Raw genomic sequence first — 24506 nt, 5'->3', positions numbered from 1 at the left:
CCCATCTAAAGTAATCGATTTCTATTATAATCAGGTTTTTCCTTTTATTAACAGGTAATAAAGTACCATTTTTTCTATTTCATTTATTACAAACTTACTTCTTTCTAGTATTTGAACATTTTTTACTAGGTCATTAGACCTCAACATATAAAAAAAAAATCCCGAGCTGGCAGCAGCCGGCTCGGGCAGGTAATCAATCTCGCTTATTCATTTCCCTTTTCTCTCTGGGCTCCTGATGATGTTTTTGGTGCTCCGGAGGCTGCGTCGTGCGTTCCAGCTCCTTTGTATCTTGTCCCATTCCTTTCAAAAAGGAGAAGAGCAGCGTAACTGCTTTGTTGATTTCCGGGTCTTTGAGCGAGCGGATGATATCAAAATAACCTGTTTTCTCTTCGCTGTTCTTCTGTTCCACCGCGTTAGCCACACCCGCATTCACTTTCAAAATGAGAGGCTCCAGCTGTTTTACGTCCAGCATGCCGAGCGTTCCAAACAGAAGAAGCAGATTTTTCAGCGTATTGGCCGTTTCCTCTGTATCTGCCTTTTTCACTAGGATATCAAGGACTTTATCTCCTTGGCCAAAAAGGCCGCGGAGCAATGGAAGGACGCCGCGCTCGTTCATGTGGCCGAGCATTTGCATCGTTTCAAGAATGGCTTCCTTATTTTCGACTAATGCATCTTCAATTTCTTTCATATCACGCTTTCGCTGATCCTCTTCGGTTACCTCGATTTTTTGAATTCGTTTAATCGCTTTAGCCATTATGTCCGATCCCCCTTTTCACTGCGTCGCCAGGAAAAATATAATCCTTCCGCGCCCATTTCTTTTGTACCTGCACACCGATTTGCGGCTGCGGATTGCCGTTGCGGTGATTGATGTTAGGAAGCGGATTGGTTCCGTCGTGTTTCAAAATTTCCATTTTGGCTGATGTTTCTTTGTATGCAGGCGTATCGGTATCCTTATCGGCATGGCTGCCTGTTAACAGGTTGATCGCCGCTTCCCCTGAATCGTTCATTGGCAGGTATACTTCCTTCCCTTTGACACGATCCGTTATCAGGCACTTCACTTTGACATTTCCGAAAGGCGATGTGAGTCTGACAAGGGTTCCGTCCTGAATTCCCCGTTCCGCCGCAAGCTCAGGAGAAATTTCTAAGAACACTTCCGGTGTTTTCTTCGAAATGCCTTTTGATTTGTAGGTCAGGTTTCCTTCGTGAAAATGCTCCAAGAGCCGCCCATTGTTGACATGGATATCATATTCCTCACCGAATTCTTCAGGTTCTGTCCACTGAACAGGATAGAGAATGGCTTTGCCGTCCGGGAAAGGAAAGCGCTCTGTAAAGAGTAAAGGCGAATCTTTTCCATCAGCGTTTACAGGCCATTGAAGGGAATTGTAGCCTTCAAGGCGTTCATAGGTGACGCCGGCATAAATCGGCGACAGCATGGCTGCTTCCTCCATAATGTCTCCAGGGTGCCCATAGTGCCAGTCAGCGCCAAGCTTATTGGCAACCTCCATAATAATCTGCCAGTCAGGCTTTGATTCGCCCAGCGGTTCAAACACCTGATACAGCCGCTGAATACGGCGTTCTGTATTAGTAAAGGTGCCCTCTTTTTCAAGGCTCGGGCTCGCAGGAAGAACAACATCAGCAAACTCGGCTGTACGTGAAAGGAAAATATCCTGCACCACAAAGAAATCAAGCTTTTCATATGCGGAGTGTACATGATTGATATTGGAATCGACCAGGCCCATTTCTTCACCTTTTACATACATCGCTTTCAGCTGGCCGGAATGGATTTTTTCGATCATTTCGTGGTTGGTCATGCCCGGCTCCTTCGGCAGCGGCACACCCCACGCCCGCTCGTATTTTTGGCGGACTTGTTCGTCCGTTACTTTTTCATAGCCCGGCAGTCTGTCAGGCATGCTTCCGAAGTCACTTGCTCCCTGCACGTTGTTATGGCCGCGCAATGGGTAAGAACCTGCTCCCGGTTTCCCGTAGTTTCCTGTCACAAGCAGCAGATTAGAGATTGCGGTGCTCGTGTCGCTTCCGCCAATATGCTGTGTCACGCCCATTGCCCACAATGCGCACACACTGTCAGCTTGGCCAATCATCTCCGCCATTTGGATAAGCGTTTCTTGATCAATTCCGGTTTTCTCCTCGGCATATTCAAGGGTATATGGTGCCAGGCTTCTTACATATTCATCCCGTCCGTTCACTTTTTCCCGCAAAAAGCGTTCATCGGCCTTGCCGTTTTCAATTAAATATTTGGCGATGGCATTCAGCCAGACGATATCTGATCCGGCACGCGGCTGAACAAATAAATCAGAGCGCTCTGCCATTTCGTGTTTTCTGATATCCGCTACGATTACTTTCTGCCCTCTCAGCTTATGAGCCCGTTTAATGCGTGTGGACAAGACCGGATGCGACTCTGACGTGTTCGAACCGATAATCAACACAAGATCCGCTTGGGCGATATCTGTAATTGACCCTGAGTCACCGCCATAGCCGACCGTCCGGAACAGGCCGGCAGTCGCAGGAGATTGGCAATAGCGCGAGCAGTTGTCCACATTATTTGTGCCGATGATCCCTCTGGCCAGCTTTTGCATGAGATAGGATTCTTCATTTGTACATTTAGAAGATGTAATAAAAGCGAGTGAATCCGGGCCAAACTCTTCTTTTAAATCCGTGAACTTGCTGGCGATCAGCGATAACGCTTCCTCCCACTCCGCTTCACGGAAACGGTCGCCTTCGCGGATCAGCGGCTTTGTCAGGCGTTCCTCGCTGTTCACGAAATCCCAGCCGAACTTCCCTTTTACACAGGTAGAAATGCCGTTGGCTGGCGCTTCCTCCTGCGGCTCGACTTTCAGAATGTCTCTGCCCTTTGTCCAGACATCAAAGCTGCACCCTACACCGCAATAGGTGCAGACGGTTTTCGTTTTCTTGATTCGTTCATCACGCATGGCGGATTCCATATCAGAAATGGCGAGAATCGAGCCGTAACCTGTCTCTACGCCTTTTGTAATCTCGATCATCGGACGGAGCGTTTCGTTATCAATGCCTGTTAAATATCCGGCTTCCCCTTCCATTCCTTTTTCCATCATCGCGTTACACGGACAGACAGTTGAACAGTGGCCGCATGATACACACGACGACTCATTGATCGGCACATCATTATCCCAAATAACGCGCGGGCGCTTCCGTTCCCAATCAATGGTCAATGTTTCAGTTACCTGAACGTCCTGGCACGCTTCGACACAGCGGCCGCACAAAATACATTGATCCGGATCGTACCGGTAAAACGGATGGGATTCATCCTTATGGTAAGGTTTATGATCAAACGGGATGCTTTGGTGATTGATTTTCATTTCCTTCACCGTATTATGTATTTCGCATCCCCCGTTGTTGTAATCGCAAACTGTACAATAAAGCTCATGATTATATAAAATCTTGTCCATCCCGATGACCTGCGCTTTTTTCACATCAGGCGAAAGCGTATCAATGACGTCCCCATCCTTTAATTCAGCTGAGCACGATCTTTTCAGCTCACCATTGATGCTGACAATGCACGTATCGCATGTTTCAATCGGCCCTAAGCTTGGATGATAGCAAACTTGCGGGACTTCAATTGAACTGTTATTCAAAAACTGCAGCACCGTCTGTTCCTCGGACGCCTCCATTTCAACGCCGTTTATTGTGATGTTTTTCTTGTCAGCCATCTCCATTCCCCTTTCTTGCTTGTATATACCGAATTACCCATTTCAGTTCCCCTACAAGGACTCAGCAAAACATACAAAGCGCACCCACATGTTTTATTGCATAAACACCGGGAAACGAGATGGTAGATGATAAAGGAGGGATCGACATGAAAAAAACAATGTCTGTTCTAACCGCGGCAGCCGTACTGACAGGCACACTTTCCGGCTTGGGAGCGGCGTCCTTTTCAACACCGGCAAAGGGCGTAACTCAAACAAACACGCTCTCTGAAAACACAAACCAATCAGCCGCCGAGCTTGTCAAAAATCTCTACAGCACCGCCTACACAGGAGAAATGCCTCAGCAGGTGCAAGGCCTTACCGTTAACAAAAGCACGAAAGGCGATGTCCACGCTGCACTAGGGGAACCGGAACGACCATCTGGAGGAGACAATCGGTTTGATTTATATCACTGGAATATGGGCCAGCCAGGCTACGGATTTTCCTATCATAAAGACATGACGATTTCAGAAATCCGCTACTTTGGGACCGGGGTCGAACGGCAGCTGAATTTAGGCGGGGTTACGCCGGAAGTGCTGCAAAATGAAATAGGCCCCGCGAATCGAGTATTAACCGTCCCGTTTACTGATGAAATCGATTATGTATATGACACAGGCCGATATGAACTCCATTTTGTAATAGGCACGGACCAGACCGCTGACCATGTAAACCTAAAAGCAAAATAAAACCATCATGCGGCTGCTCGGCCGCTTTTTTATTGGACAAATAAAAGATATATTCCTTACAATACATGGGAGATCAATTGGAGACGGGGTATCAATTTTCAATGAAGCGAAATCGATGGATATATGCAGCTTTCACCTTACTGATCATCGGGCTGGGGCTGGGATCAAGAGCATTCTCCAGTGTTCTTCCTGATGCCGTCAATCCTTATCTCGGAGACTCGCTGTGGGCCGCCATGATCTTTACGGGATGCGGGTTTCTATTTCAAAAACTGAAGACAATGATGACGGGCATTATCAGTCTTATTTTCTGTTTTATCATTGAAATCAGCCAGCTGTATCACGCCGAATGGATCGATCGGATCAGAGACACTTCTCTTGGCGGTCTTGTTCTGGGATACGGATTTTTATGGAGCGATATCGGAGCGTATACAGTCGGAATTACCGCCTGTGCCGCCATAGAACTGCTGGTTCTGGAAATCAAAAAGCGCCGCAATATGTGACGCTTTTTTCATTTGGAAAACAGCCCGCACTGTGAAAGAATGATCTCCGCATCCAGGAGTGTGGCCTCGTTTATCGTGACTTGCTGTTGATCCATAAATGACTGAACGGCATGATAGCCAACAGCATAACCCGCAAAAGCCGATAAACCAGCAGGCTCAAAGCCCTGCTCTTTAGCAATTGGATCACCAAACATATAACGGCTGACTTCCGAAAAACCTTTCACATCCAGCACCTCATTGATCACTTCAATGGAATACTGCAAATCTTCTTGATCAAAACGTGTTACCCAAGGACCCAATTGCTCCACGCCAAACAGCTCTCTGGCAAATGACTCAGCCAATCCTTCAATCACGAGATAATCCCCGACACTCACAGAGCCGTGATGAAAATCAACATACGAAAACCGCAAATTATGATGAAACTCATGAGCAATGATAGAGGGGAGCCTCGGCAGGTTATAATTGTTCGGATCAATCCATACATGAATAAAGCCAGGTATCCCGCCAAACCCGCAGTAGCCTTTTTGCAGCTGAAGCTTATTGGGATCAGCGATATAAAGGCCGAATTTGATCTCGCCGGCATTCACCCGCAGCTGCTTGCGCTCAGCAAAACGGATACATTGCCGAAGCGCAGTTTCAGCTGTCTCTGCAGCATGTGATTCTTTCAGTATTTGCAGTGCTTTCTGCCCGATTTCAGCATCACGGATATCCAAATAACCAAGCATTTTCACAGCCATCATTACATCATAGCCGTTTGGCTCCTTTGCTTTCAGCGGAACTTGGATGGCGCCCCACATCTTTTCAAACGGCCTCATCATCGTATACCGAAATTCATCCTCTCTTTTCTGTTCATCCATTAAAAACAGCTTTTCGTATTGCTCAATGGTCTTTTCCATTACAAGATTCATCCTGATTCCCTCCTTGTCCAAAAACATACGATATGCCGCAGCGTAAGGGTCAACAGCGAAAATTAAGCCATTTTTCACTGTAAAATGATACAAAGCCGCCGATAGGTAAGGCATAGGAGGTGGAACGATGGATATTCCTGCTTTATCAGTTGCGATGCATCAAGCATCCCTTGCCCAAAATGTTGATGTCGCTTTAACGAAAAAAGTGATGGACACCGCCAAGCAAAATGCCGATCAAACCTTAAAGATGATTCAGCATCCGACGCTCGGACAAACCATTGATGTAAAAGCTTAATATCTCACCAAAGGCGGCCAAGAACTCCATCCTCCAGGCCGCCTTTATTGTTCACAAAAAAGCATGCATGTTTTGATTGTTCCTCCGTATGATTTATTGTTTGCCATATTAAGGAGGTAATAAAGAACATGAAAAGACTGTTTACGAAAGCTTCATTGGTGTTATTCGCAGTAGTATTTGTTTTTGCCTTCAAAGGAGCACCCGCCAATGCAGAAACCCATGCCTACGATGGAAAAAGCCCTTATTACAATGATTGTGCGTCCAGCGGCTCCACAAAAAAATCCTCAAATTTAGTGAATGCCAGCAATCAAGTCATCGGGGTGGTCGAGCTCAAATTCAGCAGTACATGTAAAACGGCTTGGGCAAAAATCACGATGAATAACACATTGACGACAGGCTTTGAAGCAAACGCGGAGATTACCCGAAACACGGACGGAAAGAGATATAACTGTGATTCTGCAGGCGGAAACGGAAAAGCTGTAGCCGGCCAAAAATCTTGTTATACACCGATGGTATATGATTTAGACCCAAGAACTTCTTACGCTTTCGGCAAGTATTCAGGACCGAACCTGAATGTTTGGGCCACCACAGGATCTTATTAAAAAGAAAAAAGGCTGCCAAACGGGCAATATCCGCGGCAGCCTTTTCGTATTAATTCGCTTCTCTTTGTTTTTTAACCTCTTCAAGCTGAGAGGCCGTCACCAATTGATAGCCTTGATCGGTGAGCTTTTTGATAATTTCATCAGCCGCATCAGCAGAGGTGCGGTAGATGTCGTGAATCAAGATGGTTCTTCCATCTCCCGCCTGACTCATGACACGGTCAACGATTGTTTTTTTGTTACGGTCTTTCCAATCTTCCGGATCAACATCCCATAACGCGACATCCATTTTCAATTGACTCCGCAGTTCATCATTAATGCCGCCGTATGGAGGTCTTACAAGCGTCGGGCGGTATCCGCTTATTTTTTCAATGATATTTTGCGTGTCATTGATCTGCTTTAACGCTTCTTTCACTGAAAGCCTTGTGAGAAGCGGATGGCTCCATGAATGGTTCCCCACCTCATTTCCTTCTTTCAGCATTCTTTTAAGTGTTTCCGGATAATATTGCACCCTGCTCCCCAGAACAAAAAACGTGGCATGTCCCTTATATTTCTTCAAGGAGTCCAAAATCTGATTTGTTGTCGCAGGATTCGGGCCGTCATCGAAAGTAAGCGCAATGACTTTTTGATTTGGATCAATTGTTTCCTCTTTGGGCAATGAAATCACTTCATGCTTCGGCTTCTGTTCTTTGATTTTATTTTTGTTTTTTGCTTTATCCATATATTGTTCTTTCAAGCTGTCTTTCAAAAGGCTTTTTTTAATGGCAATCGATTGCTCTCCAAGATAGCCTGCTGCGACCTGATATGTATCAAAATAAAATTCGATATAATCTTCCTTGATGGCAAAGCGGCTGAAATTTTCTTTTTTCGGTGCCGTTCCTTCTCTTAACAGCGCATCGTCGGCAGCAATGTCCTTATCTTTTTTCAGCTCATGATAAGCGATTAACGAAAGCTTATGTAAATAGTCAGCGTCCTCCTTGAATATATCATCAATCGAAAGAAAAGCTTGCTTACTAAAATCATAGTTAAACGTTTTTTTCACGGTTTGCCCGTGTGCACCGCCGATATATTTATATTCATTAAATACAATCGCTACTGTCTGCTTGGCATAATGGACAATTTTATAATCAACATTTAATTCGTTGCGTTTTTTCGTATGCTCCTGATCGACGCCTTTTGTTTCCTTCTGAAATTGGCGAACCTCTTTCTCTGCGAAACTCTTTAATACCCCATCTATTTTTTTATTTTTGAAAACAGGATAGTTGACCGCGTAATTGAAAGTTTTCCCGTCATTCACAAGCGTTGCGATTTCCACATTCCCATACTGAGAATCAGTTTTTACTTTATTCATAACCGTTTCTTTTTGTAATGAATTATGGAAAAAGCCGATAAGGCCCGCCACACATACAACTGCAATTAATACATGAAACCACTTGATTCTTTTTGCCAACAACCCAATTCCTTCTTTCGTAACCGTTTCGATTTATCTTGCATCAATGTTAGAATCGTATCTTTTTAGAAATATTTCTGTAACATTAAAGTAACATTTATTTTATATTTGTAATACTATGAGATTTAAAAGTTCTTGTCAATCCTTTTTAAGGGATTTCATCATAAAAAAATAAACGATTTCACAAATGTACATACACCCAACTAAAACATCTAGAATATGGTAAACAGAATAAAAAAGTTAGGGAGGTTTTCCTCTTGGATTATCCTTTGAATGAACAGTCGTTTGAACAAATTACACCTTATGATGAAAGACAGCCTTATTATTATCCGCGCCCGAGACCGCCATTTTATCCGCCTTATTATTATCCAAGACCGTTTTATCCGTTCTACCCGTTTTATCCGCGTCCGCCTTACTACTACCCGCGCCCGCGTCCACCTTACTACCCTTGGTACGGCGGCGGATATGGCGGAGGATACGGCGGAGGATACTAGGCTTTGTTTACCGAAATGGGGGCAGTCCAGCTCCCCATTTTTTTGTTTTAAAAATGACAATATCATGACAAATATAGGAAATAATTGTGATTTCACAGCCCTCTTGTTACGATAACAAAAGCATGCAGTTTTGGGGGAGGCGTCTATTTTTGGAGAATACAAGAGATTCTGCAGCTATATCTGAAACGACATACATAAAACCTTCTAACCGGGTAACAGCTTACGATTTTATCAAACTTGCAAAACCCGGCATTATCATATCAAACTCGATAGCTGCCTTCGGCGGATTTTGGATTGCGTTTGCCAGCGCAGACAAACCATTAACAGGAATGGCTTTTTTGATGACAATGGTGACAGCAATGTTTGGAACCGCGTTTGTTATGGCTTCCGGGACTGTCTATAACAATTATTTTGACCGCCATATGGACGCAAAAATGGCGCGCACCCGCAGCAGGGCCTCAGTCACAGGGAAAATGCCGCCAGCCATGATCTTAACGTATGGCTCCGTATTAGGAATCACCGGTCTTGTGATGCTGTATTCCCTCAATCCATTAACTGCCCTTCTCGGACTGGCCGCCTTTATCTTTTATGCGATCATCTATACGGTATGGGTGAAACGAACCTCTGTGTGGAGTACATTTGTCGGGAGCTTTCCGGGAGCTGCGCCGCCATTGATGGGGTATTGTGCCGTAACCGGAGACATCAGTATGACGGCAGTGCTATTGTACGCGATTATGTTTCTGTGGCAGCCCCCGCATTTTTGGGCGATTGGGATAAGACGGAAAGAGGAATATCGGGCAGCGGGCGTTCCGCTCTTGCCTGTTGTAAAAGGAAATCATGTAACGAAAGTAAAAATGATTCAATATATTGCAGTCCTAGTGCCAGTGACGCTGTTATTTCCTTTTACTCTCGCCGCTGGTCATATCAGTCCATTTTATTTCTTAGCTGCCTTGGTTCTCGGAGGCATATGGATCAAAAAAAGCATCCAAGGATTCAAAACGGATGATGACGTGAAGTGGGCAAAGGATATGTTTGTCTACTCGCTCATTTATTTTTGCTTGCTGTTTTTAATCATGATGATTGATTCATTTGTGATGTTTTTGATCAGATAATGTAAAAAGAGCCACACATTAATGTGACTCTTTTTTGTTTGGAAAAACAGCATCTAATAGAAATGTCAGGATTAAAAACACAGCCGTGCAAATCAAAAATCGTACGATTTCAGTCAAAATCCAGCTATGAGCAATACTCATATCATCGGTTTCCTGAAGGGTTGCACATATTGAGAAAATAGTGAGTATGTATTTTAGGGTTTCTTTGTTCATGAATATCATCGCTTTCTTGGAATGATTACTTAAAGGCAAAATAAATAATGAGATAAAGCCCAGCCGGATATTAAACATGTCCGCATCTTTGCATGTTTTGATTGAAAGAAAAGAAAGTACGTCCCCCAGCTTACTACCGGGTGTTCGCCAAAGTACAAAAGTAAAATGGCAAATAGTAGTTCTCCACTCTATAAACTCGAACTCTTTTTCCATCATCAGGTATTATAAGCCAAAAACAAACAAAAAAATAGACTTTCGCTTTTATCAAGAAAGAGAAATTGTCCAAATACCCTATATTATGGTAATATATTATTTAGTTTTTTCCATGTTCATAGATTTGGAGGTCTACAACATTGAAAGGGATGCTTTTAGTTGTACAGCTTGGATTATCTTTCATGGTTTTTCTGTTTTTAACCGCTGTCAATTGGTATCAAGGAAGCGAGCTTGTTTCAGATCGATTTGATTGGAACTATACCGCTACATTTTCAAAACTCCTAAATGGAATTGATACCATCACCAGCCCCAAGCAAATTTCGCAACTCGATTTTTTTATCTACTCTGCTAAACATTATCCAGTTATGAGTGCGTTAATGATCTTCTCATTTTTATATGTTTTGGCCGCGCTTTTTTTACTCATATATTCAGTCAAATTCAATAAGCAAGATATTCACCTGGATTGCTGACCCGAATCTTCTTATAAACAAGTGCCATTTTAAATCACCTTGATTAATTACTCATAGTAAATCATTAGTTCTTTTTTAGACGTGTTCCTGAAGTTCAATGGATACGCACAGGCAATTATTCAAGCGCCAGATGGAAACGTATTTGTTGTTGTATGAAAATAAACAAAGTATTACGGAATCTTTTTCTCAGAAATAAAAAAAGCCTCTCCCTTTAAGAAAGGCATTTTTTATTACGGTTCAATTTTTACCAGTTTTTTGTAACTTCCTTCTTATTCTTACGTATACCTTAAGAGGAGGTATCAAACGATGAAAGAATATGAATTCGTAAGAGTAGAACTGAGCACTATGAGAAGAAGGCCTAAAGAAGACTACCAGCAAATCATCCATGACTATGCGAAAAGTGGCTGGACATTCGTTCAGATTTTCGCTCCTAGTATCGATGGGTATGGAGCAGCTGCTTATTTTGAAATCATATTTGAAAGAGATGCGGAAAAAGCTTAGTCTAGGTGTCTAAGCTTTTTTATTTACTATCTATACAATTTCTGCAAATGTTGCATCGCATGCTTTGGCTAAATCTTGTGGCGCTACCTTTAGCTGCATACCGATTTTCCCTGCACTGACAATGATAAAATCAAGTGTTTCAGCTGCTGCATCAATATAGGTCGGGAACAATTTTTTCATGCCGATTGGTGAGCAGCCGCCACGAAGATAGCCAGTTACCCCTAATAGTTCCTTCATTGCAATCATTTCTATTTTCTTTTCACCTACTACTTTTGCTGCCTTTTTTACATCTAATTCCTCTGCAACGGGTACAACAAACACGTAATAATGATTTGTTCCTGCTGTTGCCACCAATGTCTTATATACATACTGCAAAGGGTAACCAATTTTTTCCGAAACAGAGATGCCATCTAGCGGCTGGCCTCCTTCTGTTTTGTAGCCTAATAACTCATAGGAGATGTTCTGCTGTTCTATCAAACGAACCGCATTTGTTTTTGTCATTTTTTTCGCCATCCTTTTCCCCCACGATCGAATGTATGTATGTATGTCTTCTTAATTGCAGTTAATAAGTAAATTCTATCATCAGAGTCAGCCATATTCTACTGACCTGCATTGTCAAAACACCGCCTCCGCAGCAAATAAAAACGTGCAAAAAAAGACATTAAGCCAATTAAAGGATCTCACTCCTTAAGTTCCATTCTTAGTCAACTTGAAACAAAACAGGAATTAACAACATACACCCACATACAATTTGTATGAATGTAAAACTAAGGAGTGGTTGCTTTGTATCATTACTTTTATGGTCCTGCGTTAATCCCTTACTTTACACATACTCCTAACACTCAAAGAAATCCAGACTTTTCAGAAAGACAGCGAAGAAGAGAAATCACATTGAATATTGATGGCTTTATTCCGCCATCTTCCTCTGAGGATCTCGGAGACGGCTTTTATTCTTACGCATGGACTGGCCAACAGGTAATAGATCCCGGTGAATACCTTGTTTGTTATCTTGAAGGAAGGGATATAAAAGTGGTGAATGGCGGGTTTGCTCCACGCGATTATGCTCCATTGTATGCAATAGCAAGCTATCCGAGGAGAAGAAACCAATGGGTCATTACGCTTCATAATCCTGTTCAAACCCAAAGAGCCATATCGCTTTATCTGATTGCAAAAAGGTAACACAAAATGTTTCAGCAGAAACAGAAAAACGGGTAGGAACGCTTTATTACCAAGCGTTTTCCTACCCGTTTTGGATCTATGATACCGGGCGGTCTCTATACTGTCAAGGCAGTGATTATCTTCTAATACGAGAGGACATTGGTCCCCAAATGGCATTATCTCACTTTGTCTACGGTTCATTTCAAATACACCACATGCTCTTCACCATTCTCTGGTCCCCAAGAATTTTTATTCCCGATCAAAATTGCTATATGTTATCATTATTACCAGTAAAAAGAAAAGAGGATTAGACATATGGTTCTTCTTGAAACGAATCGGTTACGATTAAAAACGATTGATATCCCCCTTCTTGACGCAGCATCTAAACGAGATCATCAGGCCATTAAGGACCTTGGTTATGAAACAAATGGTGAATGGCCAAATTCTGATTTTTTTGAAGCCATCCCTTATTTCCGTGAGAAATTAGTTGAAAACAATGGAACAAAAGGATTTGATTCATGGATTATTTTAAAGAAGGACAATAATGAAATTGTTGGAGGAACCGGATTTTTAGGTGACCCGGATTCGAATGGTATGGTCGAAATCGGTTTTGCAACAAATAAAAGCCATCGCCGCAAAGGGTATTGTGTTGAAGCTGCCCAAAAAATCATAAACTGGGCATTAAGCCAAGATACGGTGAACCATATCACAGCAAGATGTGAACATAACAATTTTGGTTCACAACGTATTTTAGAGAAGTTAAGGTTTAAATTGGAGCATAAATCAGAAGACTTTATGCATTGGAGATACGTTACAATGTAAAAAAGATAAAACCCTCCCTCTAAACTGAGAGCGGGTTTTTCTTCAAACAATATTTGTGCAGTTTCCTTACTCGTCTTTTCTATCTTTATCGGTATCTTCAGGATCCTCAACTGGATCTTCAGGGTCAGGATCATTATCTTTTTCATCATCTTTATTGATGGTATCATCCTCATCGACACCTGGAACGTTGTTATCGTTAGTATCTTGGTTGTTGCCGTTATTATCTTGATTGTTCTCCTCAACATCTGGAGCATTGTTATCATTATCATTATTATCTTGACCAGTATTACAGCCCATTAATACAAAACTGGATAGGAACAACGCACTTATGATTTGCAGCCATTTTTTCATTTCCATCCTCCTTTCTTCTTTTTTAATCCCTATAAGTTTGTCCAGCATGTGTAGTTTAATTCGTTGCATTCTTATATATTCTTTTTTGACTTCCATCATTATAATTCCAGCATATCAATTCCTCTTTTGCGAAAACTAAGTATCGAAACAAAAATTTTGATGGGAAGTGGCTCTAAGATGAATAATGTCCGGTGGATAACCGCCCTTTTAAACGCAAGAAAACAACCCCTTTTATCTGGTAAAAGAAACAGAGGGATGATGTGGATGTCTCTCTTAGGTTTAGGAGCTAGTATAGCTGCAATTGTTATAAGAAAAAATAACAGCAAAAATGTGTTACAGCCTATTCAAGGTTTAGTTAGTAATGTTAAACAAAATAATGTAAAACCCCGCATTTAAAGAACGTCAGGCTTTGAATCGTGAATGCGGGTAAGGGACCAAAAGTTCCTTCCACAGCATGCGTATAGTCTTCTTTTTATCAAAGGGACTAAACTCCTTTTTCAATCAAAAAAACCCTCCAATCTGAGAAGGGTTTTTCCATATTCAGCAACACTTTAGTCCGCTACATGAAACAGTCTGGCCCAGCATGAATTGGCGTACTTGCTCCCTTTATCGTTTCATAGATGAGAGACGATACACTCTGCCTGCCCCTCCAGTTTAAATTGTCCAAAACCGAAAGGCAGCAACATATGATCTCCTTTTTGAAAGGTATTAACATTATCACCGGAGATCATCCGGCCTTCCCCTTCAATAACACTGACAAGAAGGAAAGGTTTTTGCTGCTTTAATCTTGCTGATCCTGACAAACTCCACTTTTCCACAGAAAAGTAAGCGCATTCAATCAATGTGGCTATATGCAAATCATCTGTTTGATCATATTGAACAGTTTGACGAACTGGAATGGATGGAACCGCTATGACTTCTATGCTCTTTTCCAGGTGAAGCTCGCGCATATTGCCTTCTGCATCTTTTCGCTCATAATCATATAATCTATAGGTTGTATCTGAATTCTGCTGCGTCTCTAAAACGAGAATGCCTTTTCCAATTGCATGAACCGTACCGCTCGGCACATAGAAAAAATCCCCTGGCTTTACCTTCACGCGGCGCAAGAGCTCATCCCATTCTCCAAGCTCTATCATCGAGATCAGTTCTTCCTTTGTTTTTGCATTGTGGCCGTAAATGATCTCTGCATCTTTTTCGCAATCAATGATGTACCAGCATTCGGTTTTCCCGAGCTCCCCGTTTTCACGGGTTTTGGCAAAATCATCATTCGGATGCACCTGAACGGATAAGTCTTGGTCTGCATCTAAAATTTTTGTCAGAAGAGGGAACCGGTCCCCTTCAAGATATCCGAATAAATGTCTGTGCTGTTCCCATAATTCGCTGAGCGTTAACCCTTTATACATTCCGTTTTGAACAACGCTTTGTCCATTTTTATGTGCGGCAAAAGCCCAGCACTCCCCTGTTCGTTCTGACGGAATGTTATAGCCGAAAGCAGCTAAAGCGGTGCCGCCCCAAATCCTCTCTTTGAAAACAGGCTTGAAAAATAACGGTTCAGTCGTCATGAAAATCCCCCCGCATTATACGATTTCATCCAGCAGCTTGTATGCTTCTTCTGTTGTTTGTACGGAGAGCAGTTGCTTTCTATAGCTGTCATCCATTAGTTTTCGAGATAACATCTGCAATATTTTCAGATGCTGGTTCCCTCCGCTCTCTTTCGGTACAGCAATCATAAAGATTAATTTTGCATCTGATCCATCCAGGCTGTTCCAGTCAACACCTGATCGTTTGATCCCAAAGGCAACACTCGGCTTCCTGACGGCCTCAGACTTCCCGTGCGGAATCGCGATATTCATGCCAATCGCCGTTGTTCCCTTTTGTTCACGATTCAAAATGGCTTGTTTAAACCCGCTCTCTGAATGCAGCACACCTCTGTCGGACAATGTTTGAATCATTTCATCAATAATGTCATCCCTGGTTTCCCCGGATAAATGTGGTTCAATCAGCTCTGGGCTGATAATGTCTGTCAGTTTTTTGATTTCCATCATTTCGGCTTCTTGAGTTGGCTGCGGTATTTCTTTTGCTGCAGCAGCTTCACTTGGCGGTGCAGTTTCACTGAGCACAGGGGACGCCTCCGTTATATCCTTTTTTAGTAGATTGACGAACAGAGCAGTGACAAGAGATCCCGCCAATACAGCAATAAAAAAGATAAATACATGATCAACTGCACCAAGCACTGCAACGATAGGTCCGCCGTGCGCCACTCTGTCTCCCACATTGCCAATCATCGCTATCACAGAACCCGTCATAGAACCTGCCATAATACTGGGAATGACTCGAAGAGGATCCTGCGCCGCGAATGGAATAGCTCCTTCAGTGATGCCGAAGAGTCCCATAGTAAATGCCGCTTTCCCCATTTCTCTTTGCGACGCCTCAAATTTTCTTTTTCCAAAAAACGTTGCAATTCCGAGGCCAATCGGCGGTATACAAATGGAAACGGCAATTGGCCCCATAATTTCATAATTTCCTTCTCCAATCATTGCCGATCCAAACAGAAATGCCACCTTGTTTACGGGACCGCCCATATCAAATGAGATCATCGCGCCTAAAATCAATGCCAGAAGGATCGAGCTCGACCCTTTCATCCCCGCCAGCCAAACCGTTAAAGATGTGAAAATTTGAGCTACAGGTGCGCCGATCAAAAACACAAACGCTAAACCTACAATCAGTGATGCAAACACCGGAATAATAATAATCGGCATAATCGGCTGGATTGCTTTTGGAACTGTTAATTTTTTGATCCCAAGTGCCGCGTATCCAGCCAAAAATCCGGCAATGATTCCGCCGAGGAAACCGGCGCCGCTTGCGCTGTCATAAAAACTTCCAGTCGCTGCAATGAATCCGCCGATCATCCCTGGCACAAGCCCCGGCTTATCAGCGATGCTATATGCGATATATCCGGCTAATATCGGGATCATGAATGAAAATGAAGCACTGCCGATCTGTTCAATCGTTTTCCAAAAAGAATCATCCGGAATGACTAAGCCTTTAGGTGTTTTCTCGCCCCCAAGCGTTAATGCAATCGCTATCAGTAATCCGCCGACGACAATGAAAGGAACCATAAACGAAACGCCGTTCATTAAATGACGGTAAATCGGATTTTGTTTCTTCTCCTGTTGATTGCTTGATTCCGATTTAGAAGCGGAATGATAGACCGATATGTCCCCGCTAAGTGCTTTTTGAATCAATTCTTCCGGTTTGCGGATGCCGTCCTGAACCCCGACAGACAGCAATTTTTTGCCTATAAACCGGTCTTTGTTTACCGAGCGGTCTGCCGCAATAATGATCGCATCCGCTTCCCGAATCTCCTCTTTAGTCAGCTCATTTTCTACCCCGATTCCGCCCTGGGTCTCAACCTTGATGCTAACGCCTAATCTGTCAGCAGCTTTTTGCAGATTTTCTGCTGCCATATACGTATGGGCAATTCCGTTCGGACAAGATGTAATCGCTAACAGTTTCATACGAAACCTCCTTTAAAGTGTGAATAACAAGATCTTCTCTCAACTGTATACCGAAATCATGCCGTTAAAATCGCTTTTTTTTACCATAAGTTCCGGAAATAACGGCATTTTTCCCTATAAACAAAAAAAGCAAGGAATGAATCCCTGCTTTTAATAATCCAAATAAGATAAAAATGTCATGACGTTTGTTTCTTTCGTCAGCTTCTGCACGAAGGCCGGCTGCTCACTCAGGTATGAAAGCTCACGAAACAGCTGCTTTGTCATATTTTGATCCTCGTGTTTAACAGCCAGCATAAAAACAAGCGATACTTTCTCATTTCCCCAATCAAGCGGCTCTTTTAATGTGGCAAATGCAATTGCTGATTGTTTAATATATTTAGCGTTTGCATGAGGAATGGCTATGCCTGCCCCAATGTTTGTCGCCGCCATTTTTTCCCGCATAACCGCATGAACCGCATATTCCTTTTCAACATAGCCTTTTTCATACAAAGCTGTCGCCAGCTGTTCAATTAACTTGTAGCGGTGCTCTGCCTCTTGCTGTAAAAAAACCAAAAAAGGAGTTGTATTGTTCAGCATCTGAAAAGTTTTTTGTTTTTGGCGGTGCGATTCGTCAAGCTGACGTATAAATGCACTCAATTTCTTCTCATCACCAGGCTCCAAAAGCGGTGATACAACAATATGGGGAATCGTTACATGTTCCAGCGCAATGGTGGAAATGACAAGATCTACATCCTCATGCTTTTTTGTATAGTCCGCCAAATCAGCTTTAGCGATACAGGCCATTACAGCGATTTGATGACATTTCCGTTCAATTTTTGTTCGCAGCAATTGTGACATTCCGATGCCCATGTGGCAGACGATGATCGCCTTTTTATGTGTCTCGCTGCTGCGACGCAGCCGTTCAATCGCTGCCTGAAAATGCAGAGTCAAATATGCTGCCTCTTCCTCAGGGATATAAAGATCGAACGTTTGATTGATGTCTTCCAGAACGTCAATGACAAGATGAAACAAATAAGGATACATCTTTTTAATGTCATTAAGCATAGGGTTTGATACAGAAAGATCATAGCTCAGCCGCTGTAACACTGTATTGAGATGAATGTTCAATCCGTTGATCAAATCCTGATCGTTATGAAAATCCAGCATTTTCAGCTCTGAAACACGATTGATTAAGTGCCTTACAACCTTGGAAAGTACAGCATGTTCAAGGTCATTTGTCAGTTCTTTCTGTAATGGATAACGAACTTTCCCGCCTAATATATGTAATGTTAAATACACAGCTTCTTCTTCAGGAAAGCGGATTGCAAAAACCGGCTCAAGCCGTTGTAAGCAAGCAAATGTCCATTGATATTCTTTCTTCTTTTTTACTGCCGCCAATTCTCTTGGAGAAATCGGGATTGGCTGCTTCATTTTGATTCGGCGGATCATTAACAACGTATGCAGCAGCAAATTCTCAAACGTTTCATCTGTGAAATAGATAGAATGCTTTTTTTGTAATGATTTGATTTCTTTCGTCACAAAATCTACTTCATGACTTAAGAACTTACTTTTAATAAATTGGCTAGTAAACTCCGTGTTATCTATCAAATCAGATAGTCTTGCCAATGCTTTTCTTTTACTTTTTTCGTTCCCTTCAACCTTTAAACCAAGCCGCTGCTTCGAAACCAGCGTGAGGTCATGCCGCTTCAGCCACTCCTCTACCGCACACAAATCCTTTTTAATGGCGGATCGATTCACAAAATGCTGAGCAGCTATTTCTTTTGCGGAAACAGGCTTTACATTCATTAATAAGTCATAAGCAATTTGCAGCATTCTTTCTTCATCGATCCGCTGCCTAGAATGAAAATGTTCAGTATATAATTGTTGGCTTAACCAGGTCCTTTCCTGTTCTTCTATACTTAGATAGACACCTAACCCTGGTTTCCGAATAAGCTGAGCATGAGAATGTTCATTAAGATAATCCTCGATCGCTTTCAAATCATTCCTGATCGTTTTTTCAGAACACTGTACCCGGTCTGCGAAATCTTGCACAACTAAATAGTCATCAGGTTCAGATAACAACAGATACAAAATCTCTTTTTGTCTTGTATTTATGTATTCCATCTGTTTTTCTATCCTTCCTGTCAGTATCCATTTGAGCAAACTGATAGTATAAGTATACTACGGGTGTAACCGTTTACACTATAACGTAAAATTATAGAGTCAAAAGTTTCGTTTTTTACCGAAGGTTCCGGAAAAAAGGGATTTTTATGTTTTTGAGTTAACGGTCTTAGTAATCGTGAGAGACATCGAGTTAGTTGCGAAATAAAAAACGGACACTGAACAAACAGCGCTAATGCTGTAAGTTCAGTGTCCACAGGCTTTCCGTCTTGGACTTATTTGATTTTAAAATTTATTTTTACGGCCCAGTTCCACAGCTAACTTTGTATTCACCATCTGATGCTTTTTTCGAATAACATAAGTGAGGAGTTTGTCCCGTTTCATCTTTCCAATCCATCCAATTTACATAATAAAGATGCCCAGATTCATTGTCACCTTCTCTTTTTTTGGAGAACTGCAAAGTAGCTTTGGTAGGGATATCCTCTTTTATACATTTCGTGTCTGATTGCTCCTTTTTCAGAAGCAGCTGTAAAGACAACAGGAGATAAAACGGGTAGTGCTATCAAAATAACTAGAAGTGCCGCTAAAAGAGAAAGTATAATTTTAGTTTTCTTTTTCATTTTTTTCTACACTGCCTTTTAACATCTATTACATGTATTTTATTCTCCAACAAAGTTTATTATATTCTCATATAGCTTACATTAGTATTTTTACCAGTTGGCAGAGTTGGACAACAATCCGCCAACATTTTTCCACTGAATTACAGTGGTTGATTCTTAGTCTTTGAATGCCTCTTTTGAAGATGTCTTTTTACTCATTCACATTGCTTTTCATTAGCCATTCTACTTCCGTTAATTCTTGTTTTTGAACGTCTTTTGTGTGTTTTTTCGTGAAATGGTCTTTAACAGCTTCTTCGTTTTCCCAAATCTCCCAAAGCATTATTTTGCGTTCCGATGGTTCAAGCGGATAAGCATGGAATGTAATACACCCTTCTTCTTTATTCGTTTCTTCCTCAAGTTTTTTGAATTCCTTCATTATTTCCTTAAGATCTTTATCGCTGATAATTTTTAAGCATGCGGTTATGTAATGCATCAAAATTCCCCCTCTTCACAACATTTATGACTTTTCATTATAACATTTTTCTAAAAATAAAAACGCAAATCCCCGAATTACGCCAGTTCAAATTATATTAAAAGTAATTTATTAAATATGGCTCAATAGCAACTGCATATCCTTTATATAAAAAACCAAAGGAATGATATTTATCATGGAATATTCATTTAAATTTAAAAGAGACCCTTTAGGGTACTTAAGAGTAGTTCTTCCTACAGAACTAGAATACTTTTCTGATTTCATTGAAGACATTGTTTGGTGGATGAAGCTGATGAATACTTAAAAATTATTCAAGAAGTATTGGATGGCTCTTCTTCTGAAGAATATGAGATTCAATTAAACACCACCATTGCATATATAAAAAAAGATCTAACAGTCGTAGAACACCTTTATACAGAAAGTGAAAACGACAAAAGTTCCATGGAAACAGAAAAATTTAAAACCTTATGCTTGTTTGGAGAGACAAGATCCCAGAAAGGTATAAGAGCGTTGATTGAGACTTTTAGGTCCCTTGAAATTCAAGGGACCTTTTTATTACTTCAATAGTGCTTCAAGTTTTGCTTTTGTAGCTGGTCCGTAAATGCCGTCAGCTTTTAATCCATTCATCAGCTGGAATCGTCTGACCGCATCCGCCGTTTTTGGTCCATAATAACTATCGATCCCGAAATTCTTGGCTTTCTTATCCGGATAGAAATGCAATACGGCCAGCGCTGTTTGAATCTGCTCAACAGCAGCACTGTGCATCATTGGACTTTTCACTTTGAAGATGCCGGAAGGCAGATCGCCCATTTTTGCACGTTTAATGAAATTGTAAAAGAAAGAAAAACGCACATCCAAAGTATTGTTTGCCAAAAATGTTGCCAACTCATTAATAAAAATAACTTTTCTTTAGAAAAAAGCTTTTTTTCAAATGCATTAGCCGATAAAAGAGTGATTGGTCTAAAAGTTATTACAAATAGATAAATCAACACTCCTACTGCAGCTAAGGACCCAGGTATCCCTATACTCTTAAGCAAACTAAATACGTCCATAATTCTCCACCTTTTTTCGTGATAGTCTCTTTTTGGAATCGACAAATTATGGATTTTCTTTAGTTTTTTAAGGAAATCACTATTTAAATCGGGTTCATTTGTCTTCCCTCTTCTCTATATACTTATCAATATCTTTAAAGTAAGCCGCAGCCGTGAATGAAATGATTGCCCCGATCAAAGCAAGGTTCGCTTTCATATCCGGCCTGTAATCGTGTTGGAAATATATCCAGAATCCGCATCCCATCAGGAGAAACAAAACTCTTAACGCCATCTAATCCCCCTATTGTTCACAAATAATTAACATTTATTTACAAGGAAAATAATTACTTTTTGTCGTATCTATTATGTGCAACACAAAAAACTTTAAAGGAGTGTTTCAAAATGAATTTCAAAAAAACGTTGGTTTCTGCTTTATCAGTATCAGCATTAGCTTTGGCGGTTAGTGGTGTAGCCTCAGCAAAAGAAGTACAGCTTTCTCCAAGTAATACAGTGAAAAATGTTACGACTGTTTCCGGTCCTATAAAAGTACAAGACTATTCAATTGATTTGGCAGTAGGCAAAACTAAAAGTGTAGCTAATCCAGTAGCTGAAACTTACTCTTCTGATGCTAGTGGAATAGCCAAAGTAGATAAATATGGTGTTGTTACTGGTGTTAGTAAAGGGACTGCCCACATTACTTTATTTAAGTCTGATAGATCAATACTCGGAGTAGTAACTGTAAATGTAAAATAATCTTTTAAATATTTCCAACCATCAAGAAGGGCCAAATATTGGCTCTTCTTTTGGTTAGAATAACCTTTTGCCTCTTCACCTTACTCTCCCATTAACCCACACAAATTTCCTCCTCGGCGCCCATGCTGCAGCCACATTTCGGTCAGCAGGCATCTGGGCGGATTTCTATATTTCAACTAAGTTCACAAAACATTAACAAAAAATCCCTTGGGTATTTTTGTATTCCATGTAATAATACAGTTGTATTAAAAAAACAAAGGGAGTGTTTAAAATGAAATTGAAAAAAGTTTTAACTGGTTCCGCATTGTCCCTAGCTTTACTTGTTTCTGCTGCCCCCGCTTTTGCTGCAAGTCCCAATAGTTCATCAATAACTTCAACACAAACTGAAGTTTCTACACAAGCAATCAAAGATTCTTTTACTCAAGATTTTCTTCACAGATGGGATATCCCAAACACAACCGTTAAGAGCGGTGTTACTTATTACCTTAAATCAGTAGAGATTGTCCAAGGATTTTATCGTGCGACATATGAAGGATGGATTAATTAGATGGAGAGGGATTCCCCTTCTTCTTTATTTTCCAATCAATATGCTGTCATCAGCCTATCCCCGGCAGAACCGCAATTGCAAAGAATAAAATCACCGCAATCCCACCGAGAAGCCAGCCATTTGTCTTATCACGCTTTGCAATGATTGTTTCATCACCGATCATTTTCAGATCGTCTGACTTTGCCACGAGCACCGGTATCTAATTTGGATGCACTTTTAAATATTCCGCAGCCTGCTCAACGGTCATCGCTTCGTCTTTCGTGGCTTTGACTGCCCACTGGAGCTCAACTTGTAAAGGGATCATTTCACATCACCCTCCAATTCGTTTTGGCCAACTGTTATTGCAAAATTCAGATTAGTAATGATCTTCTCTAATGCCTGTTTGTATCGTTTCCTATCCCCGCTTTAATGCTGAATGTTCTTTTGAGCCTGCCGGAATTGATGAAACGTTACTTCCTGCTGGCGTTTGTTTTCCTCGATGATTTCTCGTTGCTTAACAGCCAGTTCAGCTTGCTCGATAAGCCAAGCAATTTCCTTCTGAGGAATGTATGTCAGTTTTTTTAGACGTTCAATTCTCTCTTACATGTCCGTTCCTCCCCCGCAGGGGAAAGCCCCTGCTATTTGAATTTGTGGCCGAACTTATAATCTAAACGAGCCAGACCGCCCTTAATTGTTTGAATGATTGTTTCTCCGTGTTCTGGGGCTTCAAGGACATGTGCAGTGCCCTCGTTCCCATCTAAAATAAGAATTTGTATTTTGCCCGGCTCGATTGCCTGCTGGATTATTGTATCTTTGCTTAAATTAATTTTTCTTGGGTTGTACATTCTTAGCGCCCCCCCTGTGCTATGATAGAAGTACCAGTTCATATCAAAACGCCGGGCTCTGCTTCGGTGTTTTTTGTGTGTTTAAGGGTCCTTAAAACTGCAACAGAGGAATGGAAATTGATAAAAGATGATCCTATGGAGGGATTGAGTTCACCTGAAACTGAGAATAAGGAAATGAACTTTCTTGAATCGGAAGAAGCAGCTGAATGTATTAAAGTGTTGTATGAAATAGATATTAAATGGCGCTTATATTATCTTGCAGCTCTGATCGGGGGGCATCGTAGAGGAGAAGCTCTTGCTTGTGAATGGCGCTTGGATGTAGATTGGGCCAAAGGTGGAATATACGTAAATAGATCAATTTCTAAAACAATTAACGGAGAACCTCACGTCAAAAGTCCAAAGTCAAAAAGTTCTCAACGATTCGTTAAAATGCCTGATTTTTATATGGATGAGTTGGCTAAATATTATCGCATACGGAAAAAAGAAAAATTGTTGCTTGGCGATGCCTGGGAAGGCGGAGAACATCAATATGTATTTCACAAGTGGTAAAGGAAAACCTTACTACTATACAACCCCTACCGCAAAATGGGCTAAAATAAAAAAGAAGTACGGGCTAAAAGATGTTCGTCTTCATGACTTGCGGCATACTATGGTGGCTCTCCTTATAGAAGCTGGAGAAAGTCTCAGTGATATTCAAAGAAGAGCTGGACACGCCAGCGCTCGAACAACTAGTGATATTTATGGTCATGTTACCGAGAAACTCGAAAATAGCACAGTAAAACACTTTAACCAGTTCGATCCTAGAAACCTAGCACAAAAACAGAGTTGATTTTGAATTCCCCTTCAAAATCAGCTCAAAAAAATAATTTCGTCCCCAATTCGTCCCCAACTCGATGAATGATGACAAAAACAATAAATAAGCAAAGTAAAAAACCCTTGCTACGCAAGGGTTTAAGCTATGATTCCGACTGGGCTCGAACCAGCGACCTCTACCCTGTCAAGGTAGCGCTCTCCCAGCTGAGCTACGGAATCATGATATGTATGTGTTGCTGGGTATGTTGTTGTCTTTCTGACAAGTTCTATTATATAACCTGCTCCTCTATTCGTCAACTGCTTTTTCAGAAAAACT

At 41.5% G+C, this 24506-nt stretch carries 25 protein-coding genes, 1 tRNA gene and 6 pseudogenes; 15 read left to right on the top strand and 17 right to left on the bottom strand.

The window, feature by feature from the left end; genetic code table 11:
• Positions 1 to 193: 193 nt before the first annotated feature.
• Both LWH95_RS10695 and fdhF read right to left on the bottom strand, forming a co-directional pair.
• Positions 194 to 754: a DUF1641 domain-containing protein gene (locus tag LWH95_RS10695; protein WP_060398416.1), complete on the bottom strand. Its 561-nt coding sequence runs from the start codon at positions 752 to 754 to the stop codon at positions 194 to 196.
• A complete protein-coding gene (fdhF, locus tag LWH95_RS10690; protein WP_232919538.1) occupies positions 747 to 3704 on the bottom strand; it encodes a formate dehydrogenase subunit alpha in 2958 nt (985 codons plus the stop codon). The genes LWH95_RS10695 and fdhF overlap by 8 nt, the downstream gene beginning before the upstream one ends.
• A 146-nt stretch (positions 3705 to 3850) precedes the next feature.
• Here fdhF and LWH95_RS10685 point away from each other — a divergent pair, with 146 nt between their 5' ends.
• Both LWH95_RS10685 and LWH95_RS10680 read left to right on the top strand, forming a co-directional pair.
• Positions 3851 to 4426, top strand: a complete 576-nt coding sequence (locus LWH95_RS10685; protein WP_003239186.1) for a YjgB family protein — start codon at positions 3851 to 3853, stop codon at positions 4424 to 4426.
• Between the two features lie 101 nt (positions 4427 to 4527).
• The gene (locus LWH95_RS10680) at positions 4528 to 4926 is read left to right on the top strand and encodes a ribosomal maturation YjgA family protein (protein WP_032732175.1); all 399 of its coding nucleotides are present in this window, start codon (positions 4528 to 4530) and stop codon (positions 4924 to 4926) included.
• 8 nt (positions 4927 to 4934) lie between these two features.
• Here LWH95_RS10680 and LWH95_RS10675 read toward each other — a convergent pair whose 3' ends face one another.
• Positions 4935 to 5834 carry a DUF2268 domain-containing protein gene (locus LWH95_RS10675; RefSeq protein WP_232919537.1) on the bottom strand — a complete coding sequence of 300 codons (900 nt, stop codon included), beginning with the start codon at positions 5832 to 5834 and terminating at the stop codon, positions 4935 to 4937.
• A 127-nt stretch (positions 5835 to 5961) separates the two neighbouring features.
• Between LWH95_RS10675 and LWH95_RS10670 the strand changes: the two genes are divergently transcribed.
• Positions 5962 to 6129 (top strand): YjfB family protein, encoded by a 168-nt coding sequence (locus LWH95_RS10670; RefSeq protein WP_003239190.1) that lies wholly within the window; start codon positions 5962 to 5964, stop codon positions 6127 to 6129.
• Positions 6130 to 6257: 128 nt separating this feature from the next.
• Positions 6258 to 6731, top strand: coding sequence for a YjfA family protein (locus tag LWH95_RS10665; protein WP_232919536.1), 474 nt, complete (start codon positions 6258 to 6260; stop codon positions 6729 to 6731).
• Between the two features lie 49 nt (positions 6732 to 6780).
• Here the strand turns inward: LWH95_RS10665 and pdaC are convergent, their stop codons facing one another.
• Complete coding sequence (gene pdaC / locus LWH95_RS10660) at positions 6781 to 8181, bottom strand: peptidoglycan-N-acetylmuramic acid deacetylase PdaC (protein ID WP_232919535.1); 1401 nt, start codon at positions 8179 to 8181, stop codon at positions 6781 to 6783.
• 254 nt (positions 8182 to 8435) lie between these two features.
• Between pdaC and cotT the strand changes: the two genes are divergently transcribed.
• Both cotT and cyoE read left to right on the top strand, forming a co-directional pair.
• Complete coding sequence (cotT, locus tag LWH95_RS10655) at positions 8436 to 8672, top strand: spore coat protein CotT (protein ID WP_019258099.1); 237 nt, start codon at positions 8436 to 8438, stop codon at positions 8670 to 8672.
• Positions 8673 to 8794: 122 nt separating this feature from the next.
• On the top strand, positions 8795 to 9784 hold the full coding sequence (gene cyoE, locus LWH95_RS10650) for a heme o synthase (RefSeq protein ID WP_232919652.1): 990 nt from the start codon (positions 8795 to 8797) through the stop codon (positions 9782 to 9784).
• A gap of 18 nt (positions 9785 to 9802) precedes the next feature.
• Here cyoE and LWH95_RS10645 read toward each other — a convergent pair whose 3' ends face one another.
• Positions 9803 to 10213: a hypothetical protein gene (locus LWH95_RS10645; protein ID WP_232919534.1), complete on the bottom strand. Its 411-nt coding sequence runs from the start codon at positions 10211 to 10213 to the stop codon at positions 9803 to 9805.
• Positions 10214 to 10350: 137 nt separating this feature from the next.
• On the opposite strand from LWH95_RS10645, the gene LWH95_RS10640 reads away from it, so the two are divergent.
• Positions 10351 to 10680, top strand: a complete 330-nt coding sequence (locus LWH95_RS10640; RefSeq protein WP_148983240.1) for a YjdJ family protein — start codon at positions 10351 to 10353, stop codon at positions 10678 to 10680.
• A gap of 306 nt (positions 10681 to 10986) precedes the next feature.
• Positions 10987 to 11181, top strand: coding sequence for a DUF4177 domain-containing protein (locus LWH95_RS10635; protein WP_003239199.1), 195 nt, complete (start codon positions 10987 to 10989; stop codon positions 11179 to 11181).
• 30 nt (positions 11182 to 11211) lie between these two features.
• On the opposite strand, the gene ybaK is transcribed toward LWH95_RS10635, so the two are convergent.
• Positions 11212 to 11694, bottom strand: a complete 483-nt coding sequence (gene ybaK / locus LWH95_RS10630) for a Cys-tRNA(Pro) deacylase (protein ID WP_019258097.1) — start codon at positions 11692 to 11694, stop codon at positions 11212 to 11214.
• A gap of 270 nt (positions 11695 to 11964) precedes the next feature.
• On the opposite strand from ybaK, the gene LWH95_RS10625 reads away from it, so the two are divergent.
• Together LWH95_RS10625 and LWH95_RS10620 are read left to right on the top strand one after the other, a co-directional pair.
• Positions 11965 to 12360: a hypothetical protein gene (locus LWH95_RS10625; RefSeq protein ID WP_060398406.1), complete on the top strand. Its 396-nt coding sequence runs from the start codon at positions 11965 to 11967 to the stop codon at positions 12358 to 12360.
• A gap of 294 nt (positions 12361 to 12654) precedes the next feature.
• Complete coding sequence (locus LWH95_RS10620) at positions 12655 to 13161, top strand: GNAT family N-acetyltransferase (RefSeq protein WP_148983241.1); 507 nt, start codon at positions 12655 to 12657, stop codon at positions 13159 to 13161.
• Between the two features lie 66 nt (positions 13162 to 13227).
• On the opposite strand, the gene LWH95_RS10615 is transcribed toward LWH95_RS10620, so the two are convergent.
• Entirely contained in the window at positions 13228 to 13512 is a 285-nt protein-coding gene (locus LWH95_RS10615; protein WP_032732176.1) for a hypothetical protein, read from the bottom strand.
• Positions 13513 to 13689: 177 nt separating this feature from the next.
• Between LWH95_RS10615 and LWH95_RS10610 the strand changes: the two genes are divergently transcribed.
• Complete coding sequence (locus LWH95_RS10610; RefSeq protein ID WP_232919533.1) at positions 13690 to 13908, top strand: hypothetical protein; 219 nt, start codon at positions 13690 to 13692, stop codon at positions 13906 to 13908.
• 218 nt (positions 13909 to 14126) lie between these two features.
• On the opposite strand, the gene manA is transcribed toward LWH95_RS10610, so the two are convergent.
• The 5 genes and pseudogenes from manA to LWH95_RS10585 all read right to left on the bottom strand — a co-directional run bounded on the left by manA (position 14127) and on the right by LWH95_RS10585 (position 20260).
• The gene (gene manA / locus LWH95_RS10605; protein WP_232919530.1) at positions 14127 to 15074 is read right to left on the bottom strand and encodes a mannose-6-phosphate isomerase, class I; all 948 of its coding nucleotides are present in this window, start codon (positions 15072 to 15074) and stop codon (positions 14127 to 14129) included.
• Between the two features lie 15 nt (positions 15075 to 15089).
• Positions 15090 to 17030, bottom strand: a complete 1941-nt coding sequence (locus tag LWH95_RS10600; protein WP_232919529.1) for a PTS fructose transporter subunit IIABC — start codon at positions 17028 to 17030, stop codon at positions 15090 to 15092.
• Positions 17031 to 17180: 150 nt separating this feature from the next.
• Positions 17181 to 19133, bottom strand: coding sequence for a BglG family transcription antiterminator (locus LWH95_RS10595; protein ID WP_232919527.1), 1953 nt, complete (start codon positions 19131 to 19133; stop codon positions 17181 to 17183).
• A 295-nt stretch (positions 19134 to 19428) separates the two neighbouring features.
• Positions 19429 to 19750 (bottom strand): annotated as a pseudogene (locus tag LWH95_RS10590) (hypothetical protein).
• A gap of 190 nt (positions 19751 to 19940) precedes the next feature.
• Positions 19941 to 20260: pseudogene (locus tag LWH95_RS10585) on the bottom strand (putative quinol monooxygenase).
• 137 nt (positions 20261 to 20397) lie between these two features.
• Between LWH95_RS10585 and LWH95_RS10580 the strand changes: the two are divergent.
• Positions 20398 to 20740, top strand: a pseudogene (locus LWH95_RS10580) (tRNA-Val4).
• Positions 20741 to 20777: 37 nt separating this feature from the next.
• Here LWH95_RS10580 and LWH95_RS10575 read toward each other — a convergent pair.
• Positions 20778 to 21023 (bottom strand): annotated as a pseudogene (locus LWH95_RS10575) (peptidoglycan-binding domain-containing protein); the annotation flags it as partial.
• 345 nt (positions 21024 to 21368) lie between these two features.
• The gene (locus tag LWH95_RS10570; RefSeq protein ID WP_166638375.1) at positions 21369 to 21545 is read right to left on the bottom strand and encodes a hypothetical protein; all 177 of its coding nucleotides are present in this window, start codon (positions 21543 to 21545) and stop codon (positions 21369 to 21371) included.
• 110 nt (positions 21546 to 21655) lie between these two features.
• Here LWH95_RS10570 and LWH95_RS10565 point away from each other — a divergent pair, with 110 nt between their 5' ends.
• Complete coding sequence (locus tag LWH95_RS10565) at positions 21656 to 22006, top strand: Ig-like domain-containing protein (RefSeq protein ID WP_019258086.1); 351 nt, start codon at positions 21656 to 21658, stop codon at positions 22004 to 22006.
• Positions 22007 to 22277: 271 nt separating this feature from the next.
• Complete coding sequence (locus tag LWH95_RS10560) at positions 22278 to 22553, top strand: hypothetical protein (RefSeq protein ID WP_232919524.1); 276 nt, start codon at positions 22278 to 22280, stop codon at positions 22551 to 22553.
• A 49-nt stretch (positions 22554 to 22602) separates the two neighbouring features.
• Here LWH95_RS10560 and LWH95_RS10555 read toward each other — a convergent pair.
• Together LWH95_RS10555 and LWH95_RS10550 are read right to left on the bottom strand one after the other, a co-directional pair.
• Positions 22603 to 22857 (bottom strand): annotated as a pseudogene (locus LWH95_RS10555) (hypothetical protein).
• 313 nt (positions 22858 to 23170) lie between these two features.
• Positions 23171 to 23377: an XtrA/YqaO family protein gene (locus tag LWH95_RS10550; RefSeq protein ID WP_232919522.1), complete on the bottom strand. Its 207-nt coding sequence runs from the start codon at positions 23375 to 23377 to the stop codon at positions 23171 to 23173.
• A gap of 90 nt (positions 23378 to 23467) precedes the next feature.
• Between LWH95_RS10550 and LWH95_RS21715 the strand changes: the two are divergent.
• A pseudogene (locus LWH95_RS21715) lies at positions 23468 to 24206 on the top strand (site-specific integrase); the annotation flags it as partial.
• 130 nt (positions 24207 to 24336) lie between these two features.
• Here LWH95_RS21715 and LWH95_RS10535 read toward each other — a convergent pair.
• Positions 24337 to 24409: transfer RNA gene (locus tag LWH95_RS10535), tRNA-Val, on the bottom strand.
• Between the last annotated feature and the right edge of the window lie 97 nt (positions 24410 to 24506).

This window comes from Bacillus sp. G16, from assembly GCF_021282335.1.
GTDB classification, from domain to species: Bacteria; Bacillota; Bacilli; order Bacillales; family Bacillaceae; genus Bacillus; species Bacillus inaquosorum.
Note: the sequence above shows the minus strand (reverse complement) of the source record. Positions and strands in the feature narration are given on the sequence as shown.